This window comes from Streptomyces antimicrobicus, from assembly GCF_020532625.1.
Taxonomy (GTDB): Bacteria; Actinomycetota; Actinomycetes; order Streptomycetales; family Streptomycetaceae; genus Streptomyces; species Streptomyces antimicrobicus.
Genome location: NZ_JAJAUY010000182.1, coordinates 1 through 10,030 on the forward strand (window position 1 = coordinate 1; position 10,030 = coordinate 10,030).

The following is a 10,030-nucleotide window of genomic DNA, read 5'->3' on the forward strand; positions in this document are numbered from 1 at the left end:
CACCCCCGTCACCCCGCAGGACTTCTTCCTCTCCAACGGCATGACCCGCGCGGCCCGCGGGCCGGCGGGCGCGTCAGCCTTCCGGCGGCCGGTGTCCCGACCTTGGCGACCGCTTCCCCGTGACGTCCGGTGCCGTGCGCGGGGCGGCTGCGGCGGCCGGGACCCGTCAGGCGGTCTGGTTCGGGCGGAGCGTCCACACGACGGTCATCTCGCCGGTGACGTCCTCGTCCGCGCGCCGGATCGCGATCGTGACGGGGAACTCGGGGCGGCCGCCCGCGTCGAGCTCGGCGACCACCTCGGCGGCCGGGCGGCCCAGGGTGGCGGTGGCGGTGACGACGCCCTTGGCGAGCTTCTTGTAGGCGATCTCGGCCCGGACGGCGAGCGGCACGGCGCGCGAGAGCTGGTCGCCGAAGGCGGCCAGGACGATGGCGCCGCTGGCCGACTCGGCGAGGGTGAACATGGCGCCGGCGTGCGGGCCGCCGACGTGGTTGTGGTAGTCGGGCTGGTCGGGCAGCCGGACGACCGCGCGCTCCGGGGTCGTCTCCAGGAATTCCAGGTTCAGGGTGCGGGCCATGGGCACCGTCTGGGCGAGCAGTTCGCCCACGTTCATCTGATCTGCGCTCATGGCCCGCGATGTTACCCACGAGTAGATGTGCTTGACCAGACCTTGCGGCCGGGGTGGCCGTGGTCCGCCGGTCCCCCTCCCACTATCGTTACCGGCCATGTGGCCAGGACAGCAGCAACAGCCCGGGGGCGAGCAGCAGCCCCAGAACCCGTACCAGCAGCAGCCGGGGCAGCCCAACCCGTACCAGCAGCCGGCCTACGGGCAGCAGCCCGGCTACGGGTACCCGCAGCCGGGTGAGGGTCAGCAGCCGCCGGTGCAGCCCTGGGGCCAGCCGCCCACCATGCCCATGCAGCCGGCCCCGGCCTCGGGCGGCAGCTCCTCGATGTCCACCAAGACCGTGGCCATCGTCGCCGCCTCGGCGGTCGTGGTCGCCGCGGCGATCACCGGAGCCGTCGTGCTGACCGGTGACGACGGCGAGCCGGAGGCCAACGACAAGCCTCCGGTCGCGGCGAGCTCCCCGGCCCCGGTCTCCTCCGCCCCGCCCGCCCCGACGGGCGCGAACCCGCGGGCGGGGGGCCAGCTCCAGCCGGTGATCCCCGGCTGGAAGGTCGTCTACAACCCGAACTACGGGGTCGCCTTCGACGTCCCGCAGGAGTTCGCGGTCCAGCCCGCCACCCTCTCCACCGGGTACGAGGACGCTTCCAAGAACGACGGCTCGCCCATGGTCGTGATGTCCGCACCGGCCTACCTCAAGGAGGACTGGTGCAAGGTCGACTCCGACAAGAACGGCAAGGAGGAGTCGTACTCGCTGGGCACCACGGGCGTGAAGGGCTCCAACGGCTCGACCGACACCGCCTCGGCCGCCCGTGACAACGCCGGCACCTGGCTGTACGCCGCCTACGCGCAGAAGCAGCCCAAGGAGAAGATCCAGTTCACCCCGGCCGCGGAGTTCACCACCTCCTCCGGCCTCAAGGGCCACTACGTCACCGCGACGGTGACCGGGCTGCCCAAGGAGCACAAGTGCTCCACCACCGACGGCAAGTCCGTCTCGTTCGCCTTCAAGAACGCCAAGGGTGACTTCGCCGCCTGGGTGCTCTTCGGTCCCACGGGCGTCAGCGACGAGATGAAGCCCGACGTCTACCAGAAGATCATGAGCTCGATCCGGCTCAGCACCGGCTGATCCGCCCCGTCCACGCCGTCGGGCCGGTAAAGCATTTGGCCGACCGGCCCGGGGGCGGGAATAGTTCCCCGCGTGACCTCTCATGCCGCCGACCGCCCCGGCACGCCCGTACGCCGCCGCGGCCCCGCGTGGGCCGGACGCAACTACAACCTGCTGACGGCGGCCGCGGTGGTCACCAACCTCGGCAGCCACGGCGCGCTCATCGCCGCCGCCTTCGCCGTCCTGGAGTCCGGCGGCTCCGCGCGGGACGTGGGGCTGGTGGCGGCGGCCCGCACCCTGCCGCTGGTCCTCTTCCTCCTCGTGGGCGGCGCCGTCGCCGACCGGGTGCCGCGGCACCGCGTGATGGTCGCGGCCAACGCCCTCAACTGCGTCTCGCAGGCCGTCTTCGCCGCGCTCGTCCTGACCGGCCAGGCCCGGCTGTGGCAGATGATGCTGCTCGCCGCGCTCTGCGGCACCGGCACGGCGTTCTTCAACCCGGCCGCCGAGGGGATGCTGCTCTCCAGCGTCTCCGGCGAGCACGCGCACCGCGCCTTCGCGATGTTCCGGATGGCCATGAACGGCGCCGGCATCGGCGGCGCGGCCCTCGGCGGCGCCATGATCGCCGCGATGGGGCCCGGCTGGGTGCTGGCCGTCGACGCCGCCGCCTTCGCGGTCGCCGGGGCTCTGCGCTCCTTCCTCGACGTCAGCACGGTCGAGGGACGCGCGCCGGGAGGGGGCCTGCTGGCCGATCTGCGCGAGGGCTGGGTGGAGTTCCGCAGCCGGCCCTGGCTGTGGAGCATCGTGCTCCAGTTCTCCGTAGTGGTCGCGGTGGTCGGCGCGGCCGAGTCCGTCTACGGTCCGCTGGTCGCGCGGGACTCCCTGGGCGGACCGGCGCCCTGGGGCTACGCGATGGGCGCGTTCGGCGTGGGCACCATCGTCGGGGCGCTGCTGATGATGCGGTGGAAGCCGCGGCGGCTGCTGCTGGTGGGCACCTTGTGCGTGTTCCCGCTGGCGCTGCCGTCGGCGGGCCTGGCGGTGCCGCTGCCCGCCTGGGCGCTGTGCGTGGTGATGTTCGTCAGCGGGACGGCGGTCGAGGTGTTCGGCGTCAGCTGGATGACGACGATGCACCAGGAGATCCCGGAGGACAAGTTCTCCCGGGTCTCCGCCTACGACTGGTTCGGTTCGCTGTCGATGCTGCCGCTGGCGACCGCGCTGGCGGGCCCCGCCGAGAACGCCTTCGGCCGGGCACCGGCGCTGTGGGGCTGCGCGGCGCTGGTGATCGTCCCGACGGCGCTGGTGCTGCTGGTGCCGGACGTCCGCCGGATCACGCGCCGGCCGGCGAAGCCGGTGACGGCCGCGGCCGCCCCGGCGGCCGGTCCGGCCGTCCAGGCCGCCCCGGCGTCCGCGCCCACCGGGCCGACCGGCTCCGCCTGATCGGCGCCGGGGCCCGGCCCGGCCCGGCCCGCCCCGGTCGCGGTCCGGGCCCGGGCCGCGACCGGGGCGCCCGGGGCCGGGGCCCCAGGGTCAGCCCACGCTGAACGTGCCCGCCGGGGGTTCGGGCGAGGCCACCGCTGTGGCGTCCGTCACCGGCCGGGCGTCACCCATGAGCCGCCTGACGGCCGCGCCCTGTTCGACCCGGGCCGGGAAGGCGTCCGCCGCGCAGCGGCGCGACAGCGCGGCGAGGTCGGGCTCGGTGTCCGAGGCGAGCAGGACGACGTTGCCGAACCGGCGGCCCCGCAGCACGGCCGGCTCCGCGACGAGCGCGACCTCGGTGAACACCGCCGCGAAGGTCGCCAGCTGCGCGCGCAGGAAGCCGAACGGGGCCCCGTCGGCCAGGTTCGCCGCGTACAGCCCGCCGGGCCGCAGCACCCGCGCGGCCAGCCGGGCGTACTCCACCGAGGTCAGCGCGGCCGGCACCCGGGAGCCACCGAAGACGTCGGCCACGACCACGTCCGCGCTCGCCGCCGGGGCCCCCTCCAGCCACCGCCGGGCGTCGGCGGCGTGCACCTCGATCCCGGCGTCCGCCGGCAGCGGCAGCCGCTCGGTGACCAGCTCCAGCAGCGGCCCGTCGAACTCGACCACCTGCTGGCGCGAGCCGGGCCGGGTCGCCGCCACGTACCGGGGCAGGGTGAGCGCGCCACCGCCGAGGTGCACCACGTCCAGGGCGGCTCCGGGCCCGGCCGCGCAGTCCAGGACGTGGCCCAGGCGCTGTGCGTACTCGAACTCCAGGTGTTCGGGGTCGTCGAGGTCGACGTAGGACTGCGGGGCCCCGTCGACGGTCAGCAGCCAGGCCCGGTCCCGGTCCACGTCCGGCATCAGTTTGGCGGTGCCCTGGCCCACGTCCCGGACCACCGGGATCTGCTCGTCGCTCACCGCACCATTGTCGGCCCCGCCGGGGGCGTGCGTGCCACCGGCCGTCCGGCCGGACGAGACCCACGTGACGGCGCGGCGCCGCCCCCGTCGGTTAGGCTCCCGGGATGTCCCTCCTCCTCGCGCCCTGGATCCGGCTGGCGCTGCTCGTCGTGCTGCTGGCCGCGGCCGGGGTCGGCGTCTGGTGGTACGAGCCCCAGCGGCTGCTGTCGCAGGGATGGGCGCCCGGGCTGCCGCCCGGCCTCGGCGTGCTGCTGTTCGCCGCGGGATACGGCCTGTGCACGGCGGCCTTCGTGCCGCGTCCGCTGCTGAACCTGGGCGCGGGGGCGGTCCTCGGGGCCCAGTGGGGGCTGTTGGCCGCGGTCGCCGGGACCGTGCTGGGCGCCGGGATCTCGTTCGGGCTGGGCCGGGTGATGGGGCAGCAGGCGCTGCGCCCGTTGCTGCGCGGGCGCTGGCTGCGGGCGGCGGACGGGCAGTTGAGCCGGCACGGCTTCCGCTCGGTGCTGGCGGTGCGGATCTTCCCCGGCGTGCCGTTCGCCGTGGCCAACTACTGCGCGGCGGTGTCCCGGTGCGGCTGGCTGCCGTTCCTGCTCGCGACCGCGATCGGCACGGTGCCCAACACGGCGGCCTACGTGGTCGCGGGGGGCACGGCCTCCTCCCCCACCTCACCCGCGTTCCTGCTCTCGCTCGGTTTCCTCACGGTCTCCGGGCTGCTCGCCGGTGTCGTCGGCTGGCGCAAACGGCACCGGGTGACGGGGGCGCCGGACGCCGGGCCCGCCCCCGTGGCCGTCGAGGCCACCCCTGTGGTCGGCGCGGGCTCCCACGGGCCCTAGCATTCGGACCAGAACTGCCCGACGATCACAAGGACGAACGCCGCCGACATGAGCTGGTTCGAATCACTAATCCTCGGTCTCGTCCAGGGGCTCACGGAATTCCTGCCGATCTCCTCCAGCGCCCACCTGCGGCTGACCGCCGCGTTCGCCGGCTGGGAGGACCCCGGCGCGGCGTTCACGGCGATCACGCAGATCGGTACCGAGGCCGCGGTGCTCATCTACTTCCGCAAGGACATCCTGCGGATCGTCTCGGCGTGGTTCCGCTCGCTGTTCGACAAGTCGATGCGTTCGGACCACGACGCCCAGATGGGCTGGCTGGTGATCGTCGGCTCGATCCCGATCGGCGTGCTCGGTGTCACGCTCAAGGACGCCATCGAGGGCCCGTTCCGCGACCTGCGGTTGACCGCCACCATGCTGATCGTGATGGGCGTCGTGCTGGGCGTGGCCGACCGGCTGGCCGCGCGGGACGAGACCGGCGGCCGGCACCGGGCGATCCGCGACCGCAAGACGCTGAAGGAACTCGGCGTCAAGGACGGCCTGATCTTCGGCGTCTGCCAGGCCATGGCGCTCGTCCCGGGTGTCTCGCGCTCCGGTGCCACCATCTCCGGCGGTCTGCTGATGGGTTACACCCGTGAGGCAGCGGCCCGTTACTCCTTCCTGCTGGCCATCCCCGCCGTGCTGGCGTCGGGCGTCTTCGAGCTCAAGGACGCCTTCGAGGGCGGCCACGTGGCGTGGGGTCCGACCGCTTTCGCGACCGTGATCGCCTTCGTGGTGGGCTACGCGGTCATCGCGTGGTTCATGAAGTTCATCACCACCAAGAGCTTCATGCCGTTCGTGATCTACCGGATCGTCCTCGGCGTCGTCCTGTTCGTCCTGGTCGGCACGGACGTGCTCAGCCCGCACGCCGGCGAGAGCGGCTCGTAGCGTTCCGGCTCCGACACGCGGGGGCCGTCCGGGGAACGTTCCCGGACGGCCCCCGCGTCGTTGTGCACGATGGAACCTGGAGAGCGATGCGCAGGGGGTGTGTCCCATGGGCCGAGTGGTACTGGAGCGATTTCCCGCGGGCAGTCCGAGGGGTAGCTGGCCGGCGGAGGAGTACGCCGCCCAGCGGGCCCGCGAGGGCGTGCCGGCGGAGGTGGTGATGGATCTGGCGACCGACGCGTTCCTGGTGGTCGTGCGCCAGCGGGAGCCGCATTCCGGCCACTGAGCGCCCCTGCGGGCGCCGGTGGCCGCACGCCCCTTGGCCTGGCGTGCCCGCTGTCCCACACTGACCCGATGACGCAGCGTGTGGATCTGACGACGGTGATGGACCGGCTGGCGATCGACGCCGCGGTCACCGGGTACGCGGTCGCCGTGGACGACGGGGACTGGGCGGCGTACCGGGCCCTGTTCACCCCCGACGGCCGGGCCGACTACCGCGCGGCCGGGGGCGTCGAGGGGCCGGTGGACGAGGTCGCCGGATGGCTGGCGCAGGCGATGGAGCTGTTCCCGGTGCGGCAGCACCTGATCGTCAACCGGCGGATCGAACTGGACGACGAGTACGGCGCGCCCGGCGACCGGGCGCTGGTGCGGGCGGACTTCGTCAATCCGATGCGCCTCGCGCGGGCCGGCGACGACGGCTCGGTCTCCGCGCCCAACTTCGTGGCCGCGGGCCGCTACACCTTCACGCTGGCCCGGACCGGCGCCGGGTGGCTGTTCAGCGGGGTCACCGTGCACGAGAAGTGGCGTCACCTGTCCGCCTGAGCAGGGCCACACTGAAGGGGGAGGCGCCTCATGGGGACCGTCACGCGGGGCCGCGGTCCGGGCCCGGAGCGGTGGTGGCGCGCGGCCGCCGCCGTACCGGCGGGCGCGCTGCCCGCGCTCGCGTTCCCGGCCCCCGCCCTGTGGTGGTTCGCCTACGTGGCGCTGGTGCCGTGGATGCTGCTGGTGCGCGGGGCGGGAAGCGCGCGGCGGGCGGCCCGGGAGGGGTGGTTGGGCGGGCTCGGGCTGGTGCTGGCGCTGCACCACTGGCTGCTGCCGAGCCTGCACGTGTTCCTGCTGCCGCTGGCCGCGCTGCTGGGGCTGCTGTGGATCCCCTGGGCGCTGCTGGTGCGCCGGCTGCTGGGCGGGACCCCGGCGCCGCGCCGGGCGGCCGCGGCCCTGGTGCTGGTACCGGCCGGCTGGCTGCTGCCGGAGCTGGCCCGGTCCTGGCAGGGGCTGGGTGGGCCGTGGGGGCTGCTGGGGGCGAGCCAGTGGCAGGTGGCGCCGGCGCTGCGGCTGGCCTCGGTGGGCGGGGTGTGGCTGGTGAGCCTGCTGGTGGTGGCGGTGAACTGCGCCGTGCTCCTGCTGATCACCGTGCGGGCGGCGCGGGCGCCGGCGCTGGCGGGGCTGACCGGGTGCGCGGTACTGACGGGCGCGGTGTGGCTGGGGGCGCCTCGGCCGCAGGAGTCGGGCAGGCTGCGGGTGGCGGTCGTGCAGCCGGGGCCGGTGGCGGACGGCGCGGACAGCGTGGAGCGGCGGTTCGCCCTCGGGGAACGGCTGACCCGGCAACTGGCCGGTCAGCGGCCCGACCTGGTGGTGTGGGGCGAGAGCAGCGTCGGCGCGGACCTCGCCGCCCGGCCGGACCTGGCCGGGCGGCTGGCCGCGCTGGCGGCCGAGGTGGGCGCACCGCTGCTGGTGAACGTGGACGCCCGGCGCTCGGACCGGCCCGGCATCTACAAGTCCTCGGTGCTCGTGGGCCCCGAGGGCCCCACCGGCGACCGGTACGACAAGATGCGGCTGGTCCCGTTCGGTGAGTACGTGCCCGCCCGCAGCGTGCTGGGCTGGGCCACCGCGGTCGGCAAGGCGGCCGGCGAGGACCGCCGCCGGGGCGGCGCGCCGGTGGTGATGACCCTGCCGGGCGGGAGCGGGGCGCGGATCGGGCCGCTGGTCTGCTTCGAGTCGGCCTTCCCCGACATGAGCCGCCGCCTCGCCCGGGACGGCGCCGCGCTGATCGTCGTCCAGTCGGCGACCTCGACGTTCCAGGACAGCTGGGCACCGGCGCAGCACGCCTCGCTGGCCGCGCTGCGCGCCGCCGAGACGGGGCGGCCCGTGGTGCACGCCACCCTCACCGGGACCAGTGCCGGGTACGGCCCGGCGGGCGAGCGGGTCGCCGCGCCGCTGCCCGGGTCGGCGAGCACCGCGGCCGTCTACGAGCTCGCGCTCGCCCGGGGCACCACCTTCTACGTGCGCCACGGCGACTGGGCGGTGGGCGCCGCCCTGGCCGCGCTGGCGGCGTACGGCGTGGCCGAGGGGATCTCCCGGCGCTCGCTCAGCGGGCCTGCTCCAGAGCGGCCAGCACCACTCGTTCGCACAGCTCGTGGGTGGCCAGCGCGTCGCGGGCGCTGAGCACCTTGCCCGTCTGCACGGCCTCCAGGAAGTGGTCCACCACCTGCTCGATGCCGCGCTGGCGGGCGACCGGCACCCAGTCCCCGCGGCGGCGGACGGTGGGCTGGCCGCGGTGGTCGACGATCTCGGCGAGGTTGAGCACCTGGCGCTTGGTGTCCTGCCCGGAGACCTCCAGGATCTCCTCGGTGGAGCCCGACAGCCGGTTCATGATGCCGAGCGCGGTGAACCCGTCGCCGGACACCTGCAGGACCACGTGGTGCAGCAGCCCGTCGCGGACCCGGGCCCGTACGTCGATGTGGTCGGCCTCGCCGGGCAGCAGGAACCGCAGCGTGTCCACGACGTGGATGAAGTCGTCGAGGACCAGGGTGCGCGGGTCCTCGGGGAGGCCGACCCGGTTCTTCTGCAGGACGATCAGGTCGCGCGGGTGGTCGGCGCACTGCGCGTAGCCGGGCGCGTAGCGGCGGTTGAAGCCGACGGCGAGCGACACCCCCCGTTCCTCGGCAAGTTCCACCAGGCGGCGCGAGTCGGCCAACTCGAAGGCGAGCGGCTTGTCGACGTACGTGGGCACGCCCGCGCGCAGCAGCCGTTCGACGATCTCGGGGTGCGCGGCGGTGGGCGCGTGCACGAACGCGGCGTCCGGGCCCGCCGCGAGGGCCGCGTCGAGGCCGGTGTGCCGGCGGTCGGCGGGCACGTGGTGGATGTCCCCGATCCGCTCCAGGGTGGCGGCGGTACGGGTCTGCAGGTGCAGCTCCACGTCGGCCCGCGTGGTGAGGACGGGCAGGTAAGCCTTCTGCGCGATGTCGCCCAGTCCGATGCACACGACCTTCACAGCGATCCTCCCGGTGGTGCTCGTGGGTCCCCGGGCAGCTTAATCGCTGGTGGGCCCGGGCGCGTTCGTCCAGGATGTGGGCCATGACGACGACTGACGCCCCCGCCGGACCCACCGCACCGATCGATCCCGCGCAGCGCCCCGAACCGGCCACGACCGCCGGCGAGCGGGAGATGCTGGAGGGCTGGCTGGAGTACCACCGGGCCACGCTCGCCTGGAAGTGCCAGGGGCTGACCGAGGAGCAGCTGCGCCGGGCCCCGCTGGCACCCTCGGAACTGACCCTGCTGGGACTCGTGCGGCACCTGACGGAGGTGGAGCGGTACTGGTTCCGCATCGTCATGCTCGGCGAGGACCTGCCCGACCTGTACAGCACGCGGGAGGACGTGGACGGCGACTTCCACTTCGGCGAGGCGGACACTTTTGACCACGGGCGGCGGATGTGGCAGGGGGAGATCGAACTGGCCCGGGCCGCGGTCGCCGAGCTGCCGCTGGACGCGCAGTCGGTGGGGCGCAGCCGGCACGGCGAGGTGTTCAACCTGCGTTGGATCTACACCCACATGATCGAGGAGTACGCGCGGCACAACGGTCACGCGGACCTGCTGCGGGAGCAGATCGACGGGGCAACCGGCGAGTAGACGTCACCCGTGCGGGGTGAATTCGGGCCGCGGGTTTTCGTAACGGGGTGCTCGCACAGCAGAGTTGCCCAGGTGCATCCAACCCGAACCACGACAACCCTGCTGCTCGGGGTCGCCGCCGCCGTGTCGGCGGTGTCCGGCTGCGTGAACGTGACCCCCTCGCCCGTGCAGCCCGCCTCGGCCCCCTCGTCCGGCGTACCGCCGCAGCACGAGCCGCGCGGCGGCGAGGGGCCCACCCCGGTGGTCGTCCAGGCGCCCGCCCTGGAGGCGCTC

At 74.3% G+C, this 10,030-nt stretch carries 11 protein-coding genes and 1 pseudogene; 9 read left to right on the top strand and 3 right to left on the bottom strand.

Annotated features, from left to right (window positions below; all coding sequences use genetic code 11):
- Nucleotides 1–166 precede the first annotated feature (166 nt).
- The gene (locus LG632_RS27815; protein ID WP_226730342.1) at nucleotides 167–625 is read right to left on the bottom strand and encodes a DUF4442 domain-containing protein; all 459 of its coding nucleotides are present in this window, start codon (nucleotides 623–625) and stop codon (nucleotides 167–169) included.
- 97 nt (nucleotides 626–722) lie between these two features.
- Between LG632_RS27815 and LG632_RS27820 the strand changes: the two genes are divergently transcribed.
- A complete protein-coding gene (locus LG632_RS27820; RefSeq protein ID WP_226730344.1) occupies nucleotides 723–1,745 on the top strand; it encodes a DUF8017 domain-containing protein in 1,023 nt (340 codons plus the stop codon).
- Between the two features lie 72 nt (nucleotides 1,746–1,817).
- Entirely contained in the window at nucleotides 1,818–3,158 is a 1,341-nt protein-coding gene (locus tag LG632_RS27825) for an MFS transporter (protein WP_226730346.1), read from the top strand.
- A gap of 90 nt (nucleotides 3,159–3,248) precedes the next feature.
- On the opposite strand, the gene LG632_RS27830 is transcribed toward LG632_RS27825, so the two are convergent.
- Complete coding sequence (locus tag LG632_RS27830; protein ID WP_226730362.1) at nucleotides 3,249–4,040, bottom strand: spermidine synthase; 792 nt, start codon at nucleotides 4,038–4,040, stop codon at nucleotides 3,249–3,251.
- A 161-nt stretch (nucleotides 4,041–4,201) separates the two neighbouring features.
- On the opposite strand from LG632_RS27830, the gene LG632_RS27835 reads away from it, so the two are divergent.
- The 5 genes from LG632_RS27835 (at nucleotide 4,202) to lnt (ending at nucleotide 8,293) form a co-directional block, all read left to right on the top strand.
- A complete protein-coding gene (locus LG632_RS27835) occupies nucleotides 4,202–4,927 on the top strand; it encodes a TVP38/TMEM64 family protein (protein WP_226730348.1) in 726 nt (241 codons plus the stop codon).
- 48 nt (nucleotides 4,928–4,975) lie between these two features.
- A complete protein-coding gene (locus tag LG632_RS27840; RefSeq protein ID WP_226730350.1) occupies nucleotides 4,976–5,851 on the top strand; it encodes an undecaprenyl-diphosphate phosphatase in 876 nt (291 codons plus the stop codon).
- Between the two features lie 106 nt (nucleotides 5,852–5,957).
- Nucleotides 5,958–6,134 carry a DUF8839 family protein gene (locus tag LG632_RS27845; protein WP_226730351.1) on the top strand — a complete coding sequence of 59 codons (177 nt, stop codon included), beginning with the start codon at nucleotides 5,958–5,960 and terminating at the stop codon, nucleotides 6,132–6,134.
- Nucleotides 6,135–6,202: 68 nt separating this feature from the next.
- Nucleotides 6,203–6,670: a nuclear transport factor 2 family protein gene (locus tag LG632_RS27850; RefSeq protein ID WP_226730353.1), complete on the top strand. Its 468-nt coding sequence runs from the start codon at nucleotides 6,203–6,205 to the stop codon at nucleotides 6,668–6,670.
- 30 nt (nucleotides 6,671–6,700) lie between these two features.
- A complete protein-coding gene (gene lnt / locus LG632_RS27855) occupies nucleotides 6,701–8,293 on the top strand; it encodes an apolipoprotein N-acyltransferase (protein WP_226730355.1) in 1,593 nt (530 codons plus the stop codon).
- Here the strand turns inward: lnt and LG632_RS27860 are convergent.
- A complete protein-coding gene (locus LG632_RS27860; RefSeq protein ID WP_226730357.1) occupies nucleotides 8,217–9,122 on the bottom strand; it encodes a Gfo/Idh/MocA family protein in 906 nt (301 codons plus the stop codon). The two genes, lnt and LG632_RS27860, sit on opposite strands and share 77 nt — an antisense overlap.
- 83 nt (nucleotides 9,123–9,205) lie before the next feature.
- On the opposite strand from LG632_RS27860, the gene LG632_RS27865 reads away from it, so the two are divergent.
- Together LG632_RS27865 and LG632_RS27870 are read left to right on the top strand one after the other, a co-directional pair.
- Nucleotides 9,206–9,757 carry a DinB family protein gene (locus LG632_RS27865; protein ID WP_226730359.1) on the top strand — a complete coding sequence of 184 codons (552 nt, stop codon included), beginning with the start codon at nucleotides 9,206–9,208 and terminating at the stop codon, nucleotides 9,755–9,757.
- A gap of 72 nt (nucleotides 9,758–9,829) precedes the next feature.
- Nucleotides 9,830–10,030, top strand: a pseudogene (locus LG632_RS27870) (hypothetical protein); the annotation flags it as partial.

Coding starts and splice junctions, on each gene's coding strand:
- LG632_RS27815 (WP_226730342.1), bottom strand. CDS start 625: ATGAGCGCAGATCAGATGAACGTGGGCGAACTGCTCGCCCAGACGGTG.
- LG632_RS27820 (WP_226730344.1), top strand. CDS start 723: ATGTGGCCAGGACAGCAGCAACAGCCCGGGGGCGAGCAGCAGCCCCAG.
- LG632_RS27830 (WP_226730362.1), bottom strand. CDS start 4,040: ATGCCGGACGTGGACCGGGACCGGGCCTGGCTGCTGACCGTCGACGGG.
- LG632_RS27835 (WP_226730348.1), top strand. CDS start 4,202: ATGTCCCTCCTCCTCGCGCCCTGGATCCGGCTGGCGCTGCTCGTCGTG.
- LG632_RS27840 (WP_226730350.1), top strand. CDS start 4,976: ATGAGCTGGTTCGAATCACTAATCCTCGGTCTCGTCCAGGGGCTCACG.
- LG632_RS27845 (WP_226730351.1), top strand. CDS start 5,958: ATGGGCCGAGTGGTACTGGAGCGATTTCCCGCGGGCAGTCCGAGGGGT.
- LG632_RS27850 (WP_226730353.1), top strand. CDS start 6,203: ATGACGCAGCGTGTGGATCTGACGACGGTGATGGACCGGCTGGCGATC.
- lnt (WP_226730355.1), top strand. CDS start 6,701: ATGGGGACCGTCACGCGGGGCCGCGGTCCGGGCCCGGAGCGGTGGTGG.
- LG632_RS27865 (WP_226730359.1), top strand. CDS start 9,206: ATGACGACGACTGACGCCCCCGCCGGACCCACCGCACCGATCGATCCC.